The organism is Novosphingobium sp. 11B, from assembly GCF_054589055.1.
In genome coordinates, this window is sequence record NZ_BAAILP010000114.1 from 108821 (window position 1) to 127405 (window position 18585).

Genomic DNA, 18585 nt, shown 5'->3' on the forward strand with positions numbered 1-18585 from the left:
ACGCCGTTGCTGCGCTGCAATGTCAGGTGGATGATAGGTTGAACTGCCATCCTGACCGGCAGGCACGTATCGTGTCGCCATTGTCAGGAGAGGATACCATGAAATTTTTGGCGTTGACTGCCGCGCTGTTGCTGTCGGCGGCACCATCGGCTTCGATCGCGGCCGAGCAAGGCGCGCAGCCGGAAACCACCCGCGATGCGGACGCCCTGTCGAAGGCCCGTGCGATCGGCACCAAGATCCGCAAGGTGAAGAAATTCTACGAGCCCCAGTTCGATATCTCCGGGCTCGAATCCTACAAGCCGCAGCAGCAGGTCTCGGGCACGATCCGGCAGTGGGGTAACAACTACATCAAGGATTCCGGGCTCGTCGATGTCTGGGAAGCCGAGTTCAGGAAGCATCAGCCCGGCATCCAGTTCTCCGACAACCTCTACTCCTCCGCCGTCGGCTTCCCCGGGTTGGTGGCAAACGTCGCGGACCTCGCGCCGATGGGCCGTCAGGCGCTGTGGGACGAACTCAAGGGCTTCGAGCGCGAAGGCGCGGGCGGCGGTGACGACGGCGCGAGTTCGACCGAACTGGTCGAGATCGTCATGGCCACCGGCAGCTTCGACGTGCGCGGCTGGACGTATGCGCTCGGCTTCTTCGTCAACAAGGACAACCCGCTCGCCTCGCTCAGCATGGAGCAGCTCGACGGCATCTTCGGCGCACGGCGCGATGGCGGCTGGGACGGACTGACCTGGCGCACGGACTGGGCGCGCGGACCGGAGAAGAACATCCGGACCTGGGGGCAGCTGGGCCTTAAAGGCAAGTGGGCCGACAAGCCGATCCACGTCTACGGCTACAACGCGAAGTACCACTTCCAGGACGAGATCGACAAGAAGGTGCTCAAGGGATCGTCCAAGTGGAACGAGGACCTGCGCGCCTATTCGAACATCACCGGGCTGAAGAAGGACGGATCGCTGACGGCGGGCGGCGAACTCATCATGAACGCGGTCGCTGCCGACCCTTACGGCATCGGCTATACCGGCATGCCCTTCGCCCAGCCCGGCGGGAAGGTCCTCGCCCTCTCAACCGGCAAGGGCGCCCCGGTTCCGCTGACGCTCAAGACCGTGCAGGATCGCAGCTATCCGCTGCTTCGCGACGTCTATTATTACGTGAAGAAGCAGAAGGGGAAGCCGATCGACCCCAAGGTCAAGGAATTCCTGCGCTACGTCCTCAGCCGTGAAGGCCAGGCGGCGGTGCAGGCCGATGGCAAGTATCTGCCCCTCACCCCCGAGGCCGCGAAGGAACAGCTGGCCAAGCTCGACGCGATCGACTGAGGTCCAACGGCTCCGGCGGTGCATCGCGCCGCCGGAGCTGCTGCCTTATTGCAGAAACGCGGCAAGGCCCCGCTCGGGATCGAGAATGCCTTCGTAGATCATACGCAGCGCCACGAAGAGGATGGCGGCAAGGCCGATATAGGCGATCCAGCGATACCGCTCGATCAGTCGCGCCAGGAAGTTCGCGGCCACGCCCATCAGCACCACGGATAGCACCAGCCCGGTAACGAGCAGGCCGGGATGCTCTCGCGCCACTCCGGCCACGGCCAGGACGTTGTCGAGGCTCATGCTGACGTCCGCCACCATGACGGCCACCGCTGCTGCAGCGAAGGACTTGGGCGCTGCCGGCTTGGCCGCAATCTCCGCATCGTCGCCGGATGCCTGCAGTTCGCGCCAGAATTTCCAGCCGACCCAGAGCAGCAGCAGGCCGCCTGCAAACACCAGTCCCGTCACCTGCAGCAACTGCGTCACCGCAAGTGCGAAAACGATGCGCAGCACCAGCGCCGCCGCGATCCCCATGAGAATGATGCGGTGCCGCCGCGACGGCGAGAAACCCGCCGCCAGCGCCCCGACGACGATGGCGTTGTCGGCGGCAAGGACGACGTCGATCAGCACGATCTGGCCGAGCGATGCCAGCATGACGGGGTCGGCCAGATGCATGGCGTCGGACGCCATGGTATCGAACATGGACAAGGGGATCACCTCGCAGGAATTCGGGGCAGGAAGTCAGTAAGAAAAGCGGTTACGCGCCGTCATTCCCAGCGGGCATCGCCGCCGAGGGCACGGAACAGCGCGACGCGGTTGCTCGCGGCCTCCAGTTCTATGGCGACGATGTCGCGCCGCGCGGAATAGGCGGCGCGCTGGGCGACGAGACTGGAAAGGAACGTATCGACGCCGCGCCGGTATCGGGCATCGGCAAGCGCATAGCCATCTTCGGCGGCCACGGCCTGACGGCGGATCGCGGCCATTTCCGCGTCGATCGTGCCGCGCCGTGCGAGCCCGTCCGCCACGTCGCGAAAGGCCGACTGGATCGACTTTTCGTAAGTGGCCAGCGCCGCATCCCGCTGTGCCTGCGAGAGGCGAACACCCGCCTTCGCCGCGCCCGCCTGGAAGATGGCATAGCTGGCATCCCCCGAACCCGAGTAGCGAAACGCCCCGCCGGTAAAGAGGCCGGAGAGCGCGTTGCTCGCGAAGCCCAGCAGGCCGGTGAGCGAGATGCGGGGGAACATGGCTGCCCGTGCGGCGCCGATCTCGGCATTTTCCGCAAGCATCAGGTATTCGGCCTGGATGACGTCGGGCCGTCGCAGCAGAACCCGGGAATCCACCCCTGCGGGGACCTCCTTTACGCCTTGCGCGGCCTGCTCGATCCGGTCGGGGAGCAGGTCATTCGCGATCGGGCCTCCGACGAGAAGCTGCAGACCGTTGATGTCCTGCGCCAGCGCGGTGCGCTGCCTCGCAACGTCCGCCTCGGCGGTGGCGAGGATCTGCTCCGCCTGTCGCAAGTCCGAGCGCGGCGCGATGCCCCCGTCCAGGCGCGCACGGGTGAGCGCGACGGTCCGCTGCGCACTGGCGACGGTATCGAGCGCGACCTGCAGCAGCGACGCATCGGCGGCATGGGCCAGCCAGCCGTCCGCGATGTCCCCCACGAGCGCGAGCCGCGTGGCGCGGGCGCCCGCTTCGCTTGCGAGATAGCGATTCTGTTCGGCCTCGCTCAGCGATGCCAGCCTGCCGAACAGGTCCAGTTCGAAGGCGGTGATGCCCAGCTGCGCCGAATAGCTCGTACGCGATCGGACCTGCCCGCCGGTCGCGGCGCCCTGATTGCCCAGGGTGCCGTTGTTGCTGCGCGTATGCGTGGCACCGGCGGTCAGGTCGAGCTGGGGCAATTGCTCCGCGCGCTGGATACGAACTTGCGCTCGCGCCGCCATGACGTTGGCGGCGGCGACCTTGAGGTCGCGGTTGCTCTCCAGCGCCTGCTCGATCAGGCTCTGCAGCCGCTGGTCGGCGAAGATGCCGCGATAACCGATTGTTTCGGGCAAGGCAGCTTGCGGTGCGCCATAGGCCGGCCCGCTCGGCCAGGTTTCCGGCACCGGCGGCGCTACCGCCACATCCCGCGGCGCCATCGAGCAGGCCGAAAGCAGCAGCGGCAGGGCGAATTTCATAGGCTTCATGCCATTTCCTCCTGCGGCCGCGCGGGATGCTCCCTGCCGCCCAGCTTGAGCGCGGCTGCCCGCACCAGCACGAAGAAGAACGGGATGTAGAAGATCGCCAGGATCGTCGCGGTGATCATCCCGCCCACGACAGAGGTGCCAATGGCGATGCGGCTGTTCGCGCCCGCGCCGGTGGAAAGCGCGAGCGGGAGGACGCCGAAAATGAAGGCGAAGCTGGTCATCAGGATCGGGCGGAGCCTGACGCGCGCAGCCTCGAAGGCGGCTTCCATCACGCTGCTGCCGCGCTTTTCCGCCTGTTCCGCGAACTCGATCATCAGGATCGCGTTCTTCGCCGCCAGCCCCATCGTCGTCAGCAGGCCGATCTGAAGGTAGATGTCGTTGTCCAGGCCGCGCAAGCTGACGGCCACAACGGCACCTATGAGACCCAAAGGCACCACCAAAAGCACCGCAAGCGGAATCGTCCAGCTCTCGTAGAGCGCCGCAAGGCAGAGGAACACGACGATCAGCGACAGCGCATAGAGCATCGGCGCCTGACCCGACGACAGCCGCTCCTGATAGGACAGGCCCGACCATGCGACCGTCGTGCCGGGGATTTGGGCGGCGAGCTGTTCCATGCGATCCATCGCCTGGCCCGAGCTGTACCCGCTTGCCGCCTGGCCCGAGAATTCAAACGAAGGCAGGCCCTGGAAGCGCGACAGGCTGGTGGGGACCACCGACCAGCTCGTACTGGCGAAGGAGGAGAACGGCACCATTGCGCCGGTCTGCGCGCGGACGAACCACTGGTCGATGTCGGTGGGCTCGTCGCGGTACGGGGCGTCGCCCTGCACATAGACGCGCTTGACCCGGCCACGGTCGATGAAGTCGTTCACGTAGCGCCCGCCCCATGCCGTGGCCAGCGTGGCGTTGACGTCGTCCTGATCCAAGCCTGATGCGGCGATCTTCTGCTGGTCGACGTCGACCTTGAAGGTATCGACGTCCGGCAGTTCGGTCACCGTCACCGCGTTCAGCATCGGGTCGGACGAGGCCAGCTCGAGCAGCTTCGCGCGGGCAGCCGCAAATTCGGCCTGCGGCATCCCGGTGGCGTTCTGCAGCAGCATGGTGAATCCCGCCGACTTGCCAAGACCGCGGATCGAGGGCGGAACCTGCGCGACCGCCTTGGCATCGCGCAGGCTCTTGAACGCCTCGGTCGCCCGCTTGGTGATGGCGTCGGCGGTGTTCTCCTCGCCGCTGCGCTTCGCCCAGTCGGTCAGGTTGAGGAACCCCTGCCCAGTGTTCTGGCCCGAAGCACCGCCGCCGCCCGCATTGAGCAGCATGAGATCGACGTTGTCCTTCTCGTATTTCGCGAAATAGCGCTCGATCTCGTTCTCGACCTCCAGCGTGCGGCCCTGCGTCGCGCCGGGCGGCAGTTCGAAGCGGACGCGGGCGATGCCCTGGTCCTCGTTGGGCAGGAAACCGGTCGGCAGCATCACGAACAGGCCGTAAAGCGCGGCGGAAATCAGAGCGAACACTGCCAGCGAAGCCCACTTGCGCTTCAGCACCGTGCGCGCGCCGGAAAGATACCTCTGCGTGCCGTTCTCGATCGCGGCGTTGAACCTGTCGCCAATCCGGTGCAGCCGCGCAAGCGCCCCCTTGCGCGCCTCACCGCGGTGCTTCTGCCGCAACAGGGTGGCGGTCAGCGCCGGGCTGAGGATCAGAGCCACCAGCACCGACAAGGTCATCGAGGCGACGATGGTGAGCGAGAACTGGCGATAGATCACGCCGGTCGATCCGCCGAAGAACGCCATCGGCAGGAACACCGCCGACAGCACGACCGCGATCGCCACCAGCGCGACCTGGATCTCCTTCATCGACTGGAACGTCGCCTGCCTTGGCGTCAGCGACGGGTTCTCCTCCATCAGACGCTCGACGTTCTCGACCACGACGATCGCGTCATCGACGAGCAGCCCGATCGCCAGCACGAGCGCGAACAGCGTCATCGTGTTGATCGAGAAGCCCGCCAGATAGATGATCCCGAAGGTGCCGAGCAGCACCACGGGCACCGCAATCGCGGGGATCAGCGTGGCGCGCCAGCTTTGGAGGAACACGAACATGACGATGACGACGAGGACGATCGCCTCGATCAGCGTCTTTACCACCTCGTCCACCGACAGCGTGATGAAGTCGGTCGCATCGTTGGCGTAGGCGTACTGCATGCCCGGCGGGAAGGTCTTCGCCACCTTCTCCACTTCCGCCCTGACCATTTCGGCCGTCTTCAGCGCGTCCGCGCCGGGTGCCAGCGAAATCGCCATGCCCGCGCCGGGGTGGCCGTTCAGGCGGCTGACGGTCTGGTAGCTTTCCGCGCCCAGTTCCACGCGGGCGACATCGGCCAGCCTGATCGTCGCGCCGCTCGGCTGGGTCTTGACGATGATCGCGGCGAACTGCGCCGGGGTCTGGAGCCGCGACTGCGCGGTTACGGTGGCGTTGAGCATCTGCGTGCGCGGCTGCGGCTGGCCGCCGATCTCGCCCGCTGCCACTTCGGTGTTCTGCTTGCGGATGGCGTTGATGATGTCGGACGGCATGAGCTGGTAGCTCGCCAGCTTCTCCGGGATCAGCCAGATGCGCATGGCATAGGGGGCGCCGAAGACGTCGATGTCGCCCACGCCGCTGACCCGCGCGACGGTGTCCTGCACGCGCGAGGTCAGGAGATCGGAGACGTCCTGATTGGTGAGCCGGTCGGTCTCGTCATAGACAGTGACGATCATCAGCAGGTCGGGATTGGACTTGGTGACGCGCAGCCCCTGCTGCTGCACTTGCGTCGGCAGGCGGGGCAGCGCCTGCTGCACCTGGTTCTGCACCTGCACTTGCGCGGTATCGGGATCGACGCCCTTCGCGAACGTCGCGGTGATGACTGCCTGCCCGCGCGAACTCGACGTGGAGGAGAAGTAGAGCAGGTGGTCCACGCCGGTCAGCGTCTGCTCGATGACCTGGGTGACGCTGTTCTGCAGCGTCTCCGCATTGGCGCCGGGATAGCTGGCGCGGATGTTCACCTGCGGCGGCGCGACGTCCGGATATTGCGCGATCGGCAGCCCGACGATGGCGAGACCGCCCGCAAGCATGGTGAGGATGGCGATGACCCAGGCGAGAATGGGCCGCTTGATGAAGATGCTCGACATGGCGGGTCAGGCGCCCTTCTTCGTCTTCTTGGGCGCCACCTTCTGCGGCTCGGATGCGGGCACGGGCTTCACGGCGATGTCCGGCCGGATATTGCCGAGGCCCTGGATGATCAGCCTGTCGCCCGGCTTGAGGCCCGAGGTGACGACCCAAGAGGTGCCTTGCGCGGAAGGCACGACGACCTTGCGCTCCACCGCCTTGTCTCCCTCGACCACGTAGACGCTGGCGGCGCCCCGGGGATCGCGGCGCAGGGCCTGCTGGGGGATCAGGAAGGCCCTGGAATTGACCTGCTGGACGAAGCGGGCGCGCACGAACATGCCCGGCAGCAACACGCCGTCGGGGTTGGGGAACGATGCCCGCAAGGTCACCGTCCCGGTGGTGGGATCGACGATGACTTCGGAGAACGCGATCTTGCCGGGCAACTCGTAGTCGCTGCCGTCTTCCAGCTTGAGCCGCACGGAGGCGTCGCCGGGCGTCGATCCATCGGCAAGCGCGCGGCGCAGGCGCAGCAGTTCCGCGCTCGACTGCTGGATATCGACGAAGACCGGGTCCATCCGTTGGATCACCGCCAGCGGCTCGGCCTGATTGGCGGTGACCAGTGCGCCCTCGGTAAAGAGCGAGCGGCCGATGCGGCCGGAGATCGGCGCGGGGACACGGGTGAACTGGAGGCTGACTTGGGCCGAGCGCAGGCGCGCCTGTGCCTGCGCGACGGCGGCGCGGGTCTGGCGGGCCTGCGCCGCCGCGTTGACGTAGTCCTGCCGCGCCACCGCTTCCATGTCGGCGAGCGGCTTGTAGCGATCGGCGAGTTCCCGGGCGGAATCGGCGCTTGCCATCGCGCTGTTGCGGTTGGCCACGGCCTCGTCCACCGCCGCCGAATAGACGCGCGGGTCGATCTCGTAGAGGGTTTGCCCCTTGGTGACCAGGCTGCCTTCCTTGAAGAAGCGGCGGCGCACTATGCCGGCCACTTGCGGGCGCACCTCGGACATCTGCAGCGCGCTGACGCGGCCCGCCAGTTCGGTGTCGACGGGCACGCTGGTCGGCTGGACGACCACGAAGCCGACGGTCGGCGGGGCCTTGTCCTTCTTGCCCTCGTCCTTGCCGCAGGACGACAGGAGCAGGCAGGCGGGCGCGAGGGCAAGCAGCCCGGTTCGGACGACGATGCGCGTCATAGCCTTACCCTTGAGCGCCGAAGAAGGGAAACAGGCCGAGGCCCAGCGAGGCGACGAGCATCAGCACGCAGATCACCGTCGCCCACTTGAGGGTGAACTTCTGGTGATCGCCGAACTCGACCCCGGCAAGGCCGACCAGCAGGTAAGTCGAGGGAACCAGCGGACTCAGCAGGTGCACCGGCTGGCCGATCAGCGAGGCGCGGGCCATCTCCAGCGGCGCGATGCCGTAAGCATGCGCCGCGTTCGCCGCCACCGGCAGGACGCCGAAATAGAACGCGTCGTTGGAGATGAAGAACGTCAAAGGCAGGCTCGCCAGTGCGACGATCGGGGCGAGGAACGGCCCGGCCTGCGGCGGGATCAGTGCAAGGAGGCTGTTGGACATCGCCTCGACCATGCCGGTCTCGCCCAGGATGCCGGTGAAGATGCCCGCCGCGAAGATCAGCGAGACGACGGCGATGACGTTGCGGGCATGACCGGCGATCCGCGCGCGCTGGTCCTCGAGTCGGGGATAGTTCACGAGGATAGCGATGGCGAAGCCGATCATGAACATGATCGAGAGCGGCAGCACCGCGAAGACCAGTCCGGCGAGCAGGCCGATCGTCAGCAGCGCGTTGAACCACAGCAGGCGGGGGCGCTTCAGCTCGGCGTCGGCGGTGTCGGTCGGCTCGATGAGCCCGGCGGGGACGGCGCTTTCGGGCAGGCGCGCGCCGCCGGTCGCCGCGAGGCGTGCACGCTCGTGCTTGCCCAGGATATAGGCGAGCGCAATCACGCCCAGCACGCCGATCGCCATGACCGGGATCATCGGCATGAAGACCTCGCCCGGCTCGACATGCAGCGCACTCGCCGCGCGGGCCAGAGGGCCGCCCCAGGGCGTGAGGTTCATTACGCCGCCCGCAAGGATGGTCACGCAGGTGAGTTTCAGCGGGTCCATGCCGATGCGCCGGTAGAGCGGCAGCATCGAGGCGACGGTGATCATGTAGGTCGTCGAACCGTCGCCATCGAGCGAAACCACGGTGGCCAGCACCGCCGTGCCGACCAGGATCTTCACCGGGTCGCCGTCGACAACCTGGACGATGCGCCGCACCACCGGATCGAACAGGCCCACGTCGATCATCAGACCGAAATAGAGGATCGCGAACATCAGCATGATGCCCGTCGGCGCCAGCTTGGTAATGCCGGCCAGCATCATGTCGCCCAGCTCCTTCCCGCCGAACCCCGCGACGAGCGCGAAGACGATCGGGATCAGGGTCAGCGCCACCAGCGGCGACAGCCGCTTGAGCATGATGAGGGTCATGAAGGTGACGACCATGCCAAATCCGAGCACGGTCAAAAGTGTATCGCTTGCCATCTTAGCCTGCCGCTCCCTGGTCGGCGCATCGGCGCGCGACCTTATCGGTTGTGGTGTGCCGTTCTGGCGAGAAATCCTGTCAGCGAGCCGTCATTGCAGCGCAGCACCAGCAAAAATCGTGCGGCCCGCCGCAATGTGCAGGCGAATTGCCGGCGTAATCCTTTGATTTTCTCCCGCTCTGTTCGCTATCGAGCAAACAAGCGGAAACATTTTTAGTGATGCTGCAGCGCAATGATGGCTGATTGACAGGATCAGCCGCGAAAAGGGCTCATCCAATATGCGTTTGGGAGCGCATGCCCGGCACGCCATCAAGAGAAAGGCGCCGGGAGGGGGAGAGGAGCTTAACACGATGTACGGCCAGCCGGATTCCGCCGATCTATTCAACGCCAGCCGCAGCAAGGTTTCGTTTGCCGCGCGCAAGGCCAGAGCGCGCCTTGCGTTGCTGTCCTGTGTCACGGTGGGTGCATGGCATCCAGTCATGGCCGAGGCCCAGACAGTGACGCCGCCGGACCAGACCGTCGCGATCGCTGGTCCGCAGATCCCCGGAGAGTCGTCGACCAGAAGCGTCCTGATCGAAAAGACGAAGAAGAAATCGAAGAAGTCGGTCACCTTCGAAAACCCGGCCGAAGACGGCACTTTCGGTGACATGGGGCCGTTCTTCGGCTTCTCGACCTTCAACGGCCGCGAGATCACCGGTTCCAACAATTTCCGCGACATCTCCTTCCGCCAGTTCCCGATCGAACTGCAGAAGGAAGTCGGCTACCGCAGCTTCTACGGGGCGGACCAGGTCGAGGGCGCGCTGTTCGGCCTCACCACCAGCGAGGCGCTGCGACCGCTCGACCTCAAGAAGGCGCGCTTCCAGGCCGACCTCAGGGGCATATACTCGTCCTACGCCGACCGCTCCGGCCAATCGCCCGGGCGCAGGCTTTCCGCCTCCTACGTCGATCAGTTCGACACCGGGATCGGGCGCATCGGTTTCTCCGCCGGCGTCATGCTGAGCGATTCCTTCCTGCCCAAGGACTTCTACAAGGGCACCACCGCCGTGAAGCCGTGCAACAGCATAGGCCCGACCGCGAGCGGCAACTGCACGTATGATCCCAATTCGACGAATGCGCTCTACTTCCCGACGGGTTCGCACACCTTCCGCCAGCAGCGCTCCGACGAAGAGCAGCGCGCCTATTTCGGGACGATCCAGTGGCAGCCCAACGAGAAGTGGGACATCATGATCGACGGCGAACGGTCCAGCCGCATCCAGTCGCGCTATCGCAGCGAATTCGCGCTGACCGAAGGTTTCCGCTCGCTCACCCCGCTGGAAATCGCCCCGAGCGGCGCGCCGCTGCGCTTTTCCGGCGAGACCAAGCTGGAATCGCTGGGCTTCGCCCGAACCCGTGACGAGAAGTACACCGGCTACGGCATCAACGTGCGGTTTCGTCCGACCGAACGGCTCGAAATCCGCACCGATCTGTCCTATTCGCGCACCGAGCGCAGCCAGACCGACATCTCGGCCAGCGCCTCGACCAACGACCTGGTCGGCCCCGGCGGCCGCATCGGCTACACGCTGGACCTGAGCCACGGCGGCGTCCCCTATATCGAGTTCGCGACACCGATCGATCTCAACGATCACAGCCTGTTCACCGCGTCCGCCGCCGCAAGGCGCGGGCGCGACACGCGCAGGGATGCGATCAAGGCCTGGCGCACCGACGTCATCTACGAGCTTGGCGGCCTGTTCGAAACGATCTGGCTGGGTGCCCGCTACTCCGAGCACAAGCGCCATGGCCAGTTGCTGACCTACCAGAGCGACGGCATCCGGGACGCGAACGTGCAGGCCGGCAACGCCAGCTGCCGCCGCGGCCCGATCACGACCGACTTCCTCGCCGACAGCGGCACCAACATCAACAGCTGGGCAGTATTCGACCCGGCCTGCCTCTACACCGCCTTTACCGGCAACACCGACTACGACATCCCTCTCGCCCGAAAGTCGGGCGGCGAGCAGGACGTCTCGGAAAAGATCCTTGCCGGCTACATCATGGGTAACTTCAAGGGCGAGCTTGCCGACCTGCCGGTCCACGGCAACATCGGTCTTCGGGTCACCCAGACCCGCCGCACGACGCGGGTGGCGCGCTATACCGGCAGCCCCGATCCGATCATCGACCGCTCCGGCTCGCTCGTGGACTTCCTGCCGAGCGCCAACGTCGTCGTGGAAGCGGGACGCGGGCTGGAGATCGAAGGCTCGGTGTACCGCACGCTCCTGCGCAGCGCGATCGACGGGTTCAACCTGCGCCGCGTCATCGCCGGTCCTTCGGGCACGATCGAGCGGCAGGACCCTGTCAAGGCATGGAACATGGACCTTTCCCTGCGCTACAGCCCCGCGCCGGACACCGCGATTTCGCTCGATGCCTACTACAAGTTCCTAAGCAGTTCGGCCTGGCCGGGTGACCTCATCATGCCCGGCGGCCCGGTGCTGAACCCGGCGCTGCAGGCAGACAGCCTGAAGAAGTCCTATATCCGCGGCGCCGCCGTATCGCTGCGCCAGACCTTCTCGATGCTGCCCGCGCCGCTGGACGGACTGGCGCTGGAGGCGAGCTATTCCTTCACCGACAGCAACTTCCGCTTCAACGATCCTTCGGCCACCGACCCGGCCAATCCGCTCTACCTGTTCGTGCCGCCATCGGGCGTACCGGGCCTGTCGAAGCACGCGGTCAACCTGTCGGGAAGCTGGGAAAAGGGCAACTTCGGGATCGGCGCGACATACGAGTATCGCTCGGGCTTCCTGCGCCCCACCGGCCTGACGGCCAACCGTGTGCTGGGGCCGACCAACTACCTCAACGCCTACGTATCATACCGGATCGACGATCACATGCAGCTTCGCCTGGCGGCACTGAATCTGACGAACGAACACGAAGTGCTCTACCGCCCTGTCGCCGATGCCGCTGCGCAGACCAGCTACTTCGGCCAGACATTCTCGCTGAGCCTGAAGCTGCGGTACTGAATTGCTCGTCACCCCCGGATCCTGATCTCGACGGCAAAGCCGTGCCGATCGTCGAGGATCCGGGCATCGCCGCCATGGGCAAGGGCGATGGCCCGCACCATCGCCAGCCCAAGCCCGTGCCCCGGCGTCGAACGCGCCGCTTCCGCGCGGGCGAAGCGGTCGAACAGGCGGGCCCTGTGCTGCGCCGGAACCCCCGGCCCGTCGTCGGCGATGGTCACCTTCACCCCGCCCTTCACCCGTTCGCCGCTGATCGTCACGCCGGTGCCCGCAGGCGTGTGCCGCAAGGCGTTGTCGAGCAGGTTCGCAAGGGCCTGGTTGAGAAGGCGCCGGTCGCCCTCCACCTGCATCTCCTGCACCAGTACGAGGTGCAGCGAACGCCCACTGTCCTCGAAATCGGGGCGATAGCTCTCCGCCATCCTTTCGAGCAACGTGGAGAGGTCAAGGCGTTCGCGCGGAAGCCGCTCGCTCATGCCCTCGATCTCGGCGATGCGCAGCAGGGCGGAGAAGATCTCCAGCAGTTCGGCTGCCTGCGCGCGGGCGCTTTCGAGCCGTTCCGATCGGACCTCCTCATCGCTCTCCTGCGCGGCCTGGTCGAGGCTGGAACACAGCCGGGTCAAAGGCGTGCGCAAGTCGTGCGCGACGTCGCTGGAGACTTGCCGCAAGTTCTCCATTAGCCCCTCGATACGGTCCAGCATCGCATTGAGAGTGCCCGCGAGCCGGTCGAATTCACTGCCCGATCCGTCACGCGGGACGCGCCGGGCAAAGTCGCCGCCGATGATCGCCCGCGCGGTCGCGTCGATGCGCTCCAGCCGGTGCTGCGTCAGCCAGCCGATGATCCCGGCGGCGACCGCGCCGACCACCAGCAAGGCCGCAAGGGCCGCCGCGAAAAGGACAGCAAGCGTGCGGTCGATCTCGTCGAGGCCGGAACGGTCGGCTGCAACCACCAGCATGCCGCCCGCCACTTTCGTCGTCAGCGCCTGCGCAATGCCGGGGTCCGGCTCGCCGGGCCTGCGATAATGCAGGAACTCCTCGAACCCGACTTTCGAAGGCACTTGCGCCTGCAGCTTTCCCGCGACCCGGTTCCCTGCCTCGTCCACAAGCAGGTAGTCGAGGCTTGCAGTGGACCGGGATGCCTCGCGCCGCTCGATGGCGGAGGCGATCGCGGGCAGTCCGTGCCTGTGCGCCTCCGCCAGCAACCCCGCGGTCTCGGCGGAGATGCGGTGGTCGAGCTGTTGCTCCAGCGCCTCGTGCGTGACTTCATACGAGATCGCCCCGATCCCCACGATGGCCAGCGCGAAGACGAGACCGACGATGGCGACAAGCCCGGTCGTCGTCTTCCATGCCTTCCCCAACATCACAGTATCCACATCATCCGGGCCGCATCATGTAGCCCGAGCCGCGAACGGTCTCGATCGCGTCCTCCTCGAACCCGGCGTTCAGCTTGGAGCGCAACCGGCTCATGTGCGTGTCGACGATGTTGGTCTTGGGATCGAAGTCGAAATCCCACACCCGCTCCAGCAGCATCGTGCGCGTCACCACCCGGCGCGGGTTGCGCATCAGTTCGGCCAGCAGGCTGAATTCGCGCGGTTGCAGGGCCACGCGCCTGCCGCCCCGCTCGACCGTGCGGCTATCGAGGTCCAGCACGATGTCGCCGACGCTGAGCCGCCGCGCCTCGATCCGGGCGTGGGTGCGCCGCCCCAGCGCATTGATCCGCGCGCTGAGTTCGGAGAATGCGAAAGGTTTGACGAGATAGTCGTCCGCACCCGCCTCCAGCCCGTTCACCCGGTCGGCGATGCTGCCGAGTGCGGTAAGCATCAGCACCGGCGTCGCATCGCCGGTCGCCCGCAGCGCCTTGAGCAGCGAGAGCCCGTCGAGCCCCGGCAGCATCCGGTCCACGACGACGACGTCGAACCCGCCACCGGCGGCATGGTACAACCCCTCGGTCCCGTCCGAAGCGAGCATGACGGCGTGGCCCGCCTCCTCCAGCCCCTTGGCAATGAAGCGCAGGGTGTCTTGGTCATCTTCGACGATCAGGATTCGCATGAGGCCAGCCTAGCGCGCCTGCGCCCCGCCGCGCCAGCCACCTCCGAGCGCTCGGAACAGTGTTACCTCTGCCTGCGCGAGCGCCATGTCGCTCTGTACCCGGGCGAGCCGGGCGGTGGCGAGCGTACGCTCGGCATCGACTTGCAGCAGTCCCGCAGCATCGCCGTAGCGTACGCGCGCTGCGGTGCGCCGGGCGTAGGCCTGCGCCTGCGCCTGCGCCTCGGCGAGATCGCGGTTGCGGCGCATCTCCGCATCATAGCTGGCGAGCCCGGTCTCGACCTCGCGCAGCGCCTTGAGCATGGCGACGTCCCACCCGGCCAGCGCCGCCTGTTCGGACGCGCGGGCCTGTGCCATCTTCGCGCGCGCCGGGGCCATGTTGGGGAAAGCCCAGCTGATCAGCGGCGAGGCGACCGCATCGAACCCGCCCGCCAGCAGGCCGAGCGCGCCGCCGAGATTGACTTTGGGATAGAAGTCCGCCCGCGCCACGCCGACGCGGGCGCTGGCGGCGGCCAGCTTGCGCTCTGCCTCGCGCACGTCGGGGCGGCGCAGCAGCAGCGCGGTGCCATCGCCCACGGGCAGTGCACCCTTGAGGCGCGGCGCAGCCTCGCAGGCCAGCGCGAACCCGCGCGCCTCCGCCGGGGGACGCCCCTGCAACGTGGCGATGCGGTAGAGCGCGTTCATCCGCTGCGCCTCGAACGGCGCGACCGCCGCGCGCGACGATGCCGACAACGCGGCGACTTGCGAGACTTCCAGCGGCGAGACCTCGCCTGCGGCCAACTGCTCCTTCACCAGCGCCACCGAGCGATCCTGCGCGGCGGCGACCGACTTGGCCTCGGTAATGGCGCGGGAGGCAGCACAGAATTCGACATAGGCCTGTACGGTATCGGCAACCACCGCCACCCGCACGCCGTCGAGCGCAGCGGCCTGCGCTTCGGCATCGGCGCGCGCGGCGAGTGCCCCGGAGCGCAGGCGGCCAAACAGGTCGATGTCCCAGCTGGCGGTCGCGGCGATGTCCCAGTCGCTGGCGGAGACCGAGGCGGCGCTCGGCTGGTTGCTGGGATTGTCCAGCGTCAGCGCACTTTCCACCGTGGTCGTCGGCAAGCGCGCCGCCTGCGCCTGCCGCAAGGCCGCGCGGGCGCCGTCGAGGTTGGCGTAGGCCACGCGCAAGTCGGCGTTGGCGGCAAGGCTGGCCATGACGAGCGCGTCGAGCTGCGGGTCGTCGTAGAGCCGCCACCAGTCTTCCGGCACCGGCTCTATCGAGGCGACCGGAAGCGCCGCGAAAGCGCCGCCCGCAGCGGGCGGAACCACGGTCTTCGGAGGCGTCCCCGCACCCATGCAGGCCGACAGGGCAAGCGCCAGCAGCGGCGCGGCGAGCGAAATGCGGCGCGTCATGCCAGGACCTCCTGAGCCTGAGCGGGCGGCGTGCGCTTCTCCTCGCCGTAGCGCGCATAGAGCGCGGGCATCAGGAACAGGTTGAGCACGGTGGAGGACAGCAGGCCGCCGAGGATGACGATGGCCATCGGGTGCTCGATCTCGTGCCCCGGGGCATTGCCCGCGACGATCAGCGGCACCAGCGCCAGCCCAGCGCAGGCCGCCGTCATCAGGATGGGCACCAGCCGTTCCTCCGCCCCGCGCAGGACGAGGTCGCGGCCGAACGCCATCCCCTCCTCTCGCTCCAGATGGCGATAGTGCGACAGCAGCATGATCCCGTTGCGCGCGGCGATGCCGATCACGGTGACGAAGCCCACCAGCGAGCCGAGCGAGAGCACCCCGCCCGTCAGCGCCACCGCAACGACCCCGCCGACCAGCGCGAACGGCAGGCTTACCCCGACCAGCGCGGTGATACGGCGCGAGCGGAACTCGATCCACACCAGCAGCAGCACGCCGATCAGGCACAGCGCCCCGGTGGTCCAGAGCCGCTGGCGCGACTCCTTCAGCGCGGCGTATTCGCCCAGCACTTCGGGGTGATAACCGCTGGCGAAAGGCACCTTGGCGACGGCCGCCTCGACCCCGCGCGCCACCGTGCCGAGATCCGCGCCCGAGACGTTGAGCGTCACGTCGAGGCGGCGCTGCCCGTTCTCACGCTTCACTTCGTTGGGCGCGGGCACCACTTCGACATCGGCGATGTCGGCGAGGCGTACCGGCGCACCGGCCGGCGACTGGATCATCAGATCGCGCAGGGCGTGGATATTGCCGCGCACTGCGGGCTCGCCCCATAGCGCGACGTCGAAGGCGCGCTGGTCGCGGTAGATCTCGCCGACCTTCTGCTGGGCCACCAGCGTCTGCGCCTGACGGCGCACTTCGCCCGCCGTCAGGCCGAACCGCCCCAGATCCTCGGGACGCGGGCGGATGCGCAGCTGGGCGACCAGCACCTGGCTCTCCAGCTTGAGGTCCGCCACGCCGGGAATACCCGAAACCGCATCGCGCACGCGCTGCCCGGCGGCGCGCAGTTCCTCCTGCTCGGGGCCGTAGATGCGCACCACCACGGTGGCACCGGCGCCGGTCAACACTTCCTTGATGCGTTCGCGCAAGTACGTCAGCACATCGCGGAACAGGCCGGGGTAGCCGTCGACCACTTCCTTGATCTTCGCGACCGAGCCGTCGTAGTCGGCCTTTTCGTCGAGGCTGATCCACAGTTCGGTGAAGTTCGGGCCGACGACCTCGTCCGCCTGCTCGGCGCGGCCGATGTGCGCGCCGAAATTGCGCACGCCGGGGATCGAGCGCAGTTCCTTCGACGCGCGGATGGTTATGCGGTCCATCGCCTCGATCGAGGTGCCCGGCTTCTCGACGAAGTGCATCAGGAAATCGGTTTCGCGAAAGTCGGGCAGGAACTGGTCCTTGAAGGTCATGTAACCCAGCCCTGAAAGCAGCAGGCCGCCCGCCACCACGCCGATCGCCGCTCTGGGGCGCACCACCGCGCGTGGCAGGATGCGGGCGTAGCGGCCCTTGAGCCAGCCGACGAAGCGGGTGTCGCGCTCCTCGGTCAACGGCGCGCGGGGCAGCAGCAACAGGCACATCGCGGGGGTCACCGTCAGCGCCACCAGCAGCGAGGCCCCGATCGCCAGCACGTAAGCGATCGCCAGCGGCTGGAAGAACGTCCCCGCCAGCCCGCCGAGGAAGAAGATCGGCAGGAACACCAGCATCACGATGAGCGAGGCAAAGACCACTGCCGAGCGCACTTCCAGCGAGGCGGCGAGGACCACCTCGAAAGCCGGTTTCGGATGCTCCGCCTCGCGGTTGAGGCGCAGGCGGCGGGCGATGTTCTCGACGTCGATGATGGCATCGTCCACCACTTCGCCCAGCGCGATGACAAGGCCCGCGATCACCATGACGTTGATCGTCGCCCCGCTCCACAGCAGCACCAGCCCGGCGCCGAGCAGCGACAGGGGTATCGCCGTCAGGCTGATGACCGCCTGCCGCCAGTCGCGGGTGAACAGGAACAGCACCGCCGCCACCAGCGCGCAGCCGATCAGCAGGGCGCGGGTCAGGTTGTCGATCGAGCGTTCGATGAAGGTGGCCGGGCGGAAGATCGTGGTATCGATCTTCACGTCGGTCAGGCCCGGCTTCAACTCGGCGATGGCGGCCTCGACCGCGCGGGTCATCTCGAGCGTGTTGGCGGTCGGCTGCTTCTCGACGATCAGCATGATGCCGGGCACGTCGTCGATGATCGCGTTGCCGATCGGTGGCGCATGGCCGTCGATCACGCGGGCGACGTCGGACAGGCGGACGGGAGCGTTGCCAGACTGCCTGACGATCGCCTGACCCAGCTGGGCGGCGTCCTGCACCATGCCCGCCTGCTGCACGGCGATGCGCTGGTTGGGGGTATCGACGAAGCCGCCCCCGCCCACCAGCACCGCATCCCCCGCAGCGGCGCGCACTTCGGCAAGGGTCACGCCCGAGGCGCGCAGGCGGTCGGGATCGACGAGCACCTGCAACTGCCGGTCGCGCTGGCCCCAGACCGCCACGTTGGCGACGCCGGGCACGGCCATCAGCCGGGGGCGGATCGTCCAGCGCACCAGTTCGGACAGCTTCATCTGGTCGAGTTTGGTGGAGGTCAGCCCGATCTTCATCGCGCGGCTGGTCGAGGACAGCGGCGGCATCAGCACCGGCTGGCGCGCGGCCAGCGGCAGGCGCGCCTGCACTTGCGCGATGCGCTCGCCGACGATCTGCCTTGCACGCATGACGTCGGTGCCGCGATCGAACAGGATCTGGACCGACGACAGGCCGAGCACCGATTTGGAGCGCAGCGTCATCAGGTCCGGCACCCCGTTCACCGCCGTCTCGATCGGCACGGTGACGAGGCTTTCGACTTCCTCGGTGGACAGACCGGGCGCCTCGGTCTGGATCTCGACCATGGGCGGGGCGAATTCGGGGAACACGTCGAGCGGGACGTCCCGCCCGG

Annotated in this window: 12 protein-coding genes; 2 read left to right on the forward strand and 10 right to left on the reverse strand. The window is 67.2% G+C overall.

Annotated features, from left to right (window positions below; genetic code table 11):
• Positions 1-98: 98 nt before the first annotated feature.
• Positions 99-1316: a PstS family phosphate ABC transporter substrate-binding protein gene (locus ACYPYD_RS10675; RefSeq protein WP_008828742.1), complete on the forward strand. Its 1218-nt coding sequence runs from the start codon at positions 99-101 to the stop codon at positions 1314-1316.
• Between the two features lie 45 nt (positions 1317-1361).
• Here the strand turns inward: ACYPYD_RS10675 and ACYPYD_RS10680 are convergent, their stop codons facing one another.
• The 6 genes from ACYPYD_RS10680 to ACYPYD_RS10705 form a co-directional block, all read right to left on the reverse strand.
• Complete coding sequence (locus ACYPYD_RS10680; RefSeq protein WP_036528388.1) at positions 1362-2003, reverse strand: YjbE family putative metal transport protein; 642 nt, start codon at positions 2001-2003, stop codon at positions 1362-1364.
• Between the two features lie 65 nt (positions 2004-2068).
• Entirely contained in the window at positions 2069-3475 is a 1407-nt protein-coding gene (locus ACYPYD_RS10685) for an efflux transporter outer membrane subunit (RefSeq protein WP_081799147.1), read from the reverse strand.
• Between the two features lie 5 nt (positions 3476-3480).
• Positions 3481-6636, reverse strand: a complete 3156-nt coding sequence (locus tag ACYPYD_RS10690) for a multidrug efflux RND transporter permease subunit (protein ID WP_459663076.1) — start codon at positions 6634-6636, stop codon at positions 3481-3483.
• 6 nt (positions 6637-6642) lie between these two features.
• A complete protein-coding gene (locus tag ACYPYD_RS10695) occupies positions 6643-7803 on the reverse strand; it encodes an efflux RND transporter periplasmic adaptor subunit (RefSeq protein ID WP_459663077.1) in 1161 nt (386 codons plus the stop codon).
• Between the two features lie 4 nt (positions 7804-7807).
• Complete coding sequence (locus ACYPYD_RS10700) at positions 7808-9151, reverse strand: CitMHS family transporter (RefSeq protein ID WP_459663078.1); 1344 nt, start codon at positions 9149-9151, stop codon at positions 7808-7810.
• A gap of 90 nt (positions 9152-9241) precedes the next feature.
• Positions 9242-9829: a hypothetical protein gene (locus ACYPYD_RS10705; RefSeq protein ID WP_459663080.1), complete on the reverse strand. Its 588-nt coding sequence runs from the start codon at positions 9827-9829 to the stop codon at positions 9242-9244.
• Between ACYPYD_RS10705 and ACYPYD_RS10710 the strand changes: the two genes are divergently transcribed.
• Entirely contained in the window at positions 9798-12140 is a 2343-nt protein-coding gene (locus tag ACYPYD_RS10710) for a TonB-dependent receptor domain-containing protein (RefSeq protein ID WP_459663082.1), read from the forward strand. The two genes, ACYPYD_RS10705 and ACYPYD_RS10710, sit on opposite strands and share 32 nt — an antisense overlap.
• Positions 12141-12148: 8 nt before the next feature.
• Here the strand turns inward: ACYPYD_RS10710 and ACYPYD_RS10715 are convergent, their stop codons facing one another.
• From ACYPYD_RS10715 to ACYPYD_RS10730, 4 genes are all read right to left on the reverse strand, one after another.
• Positions 12149-13495 carry a HAMP domain-containing sensor histidine kinase gene (locus tag ACYPYD_RS10715; RefSeq protein WP_459663084.1) on the reverse strand — a complete coding sequence of 449 codons (1347 nt, stop codon included), beginning with the start codon at positions 13493-13495 and terminating at the stop codon, positions 12149-12151.
• 13 nt (positions 13496-13508) lie between these two features.
• Positions 13509-14183: a response regulator transcription factor gene (locus tag ACYPYD_RS10720; protein WP_008830052.1), complete on the reverse strand. Its 675-nt coding sequence runs from the start codon at positions 14181-14183 to the stop codon at positions 13509-13511.
• 9 nt (positions 14184-14192) lie between these two features.
• A complete protein-coding gene (locus tag ACYPYD_RS10725) occupies positions 14193-15575 on the reverse strand; it encodes an efflux transporter outer membrane subunit (protein WP_459663086.1) in 1383 nt (460 codons plus the stop codon).
• On the reverse strand, positions 15572-18585 hold a 3014-nt coding region (locus tag ACYPYD_RS10730), incomplete at its 5' end, for an efflux RND transporter permease subunit (protein ID WP_459663088.1). The genes ACYPYD_RS10730 and ACYPYD_RS10725, both read right to left, overlap by 4 nt.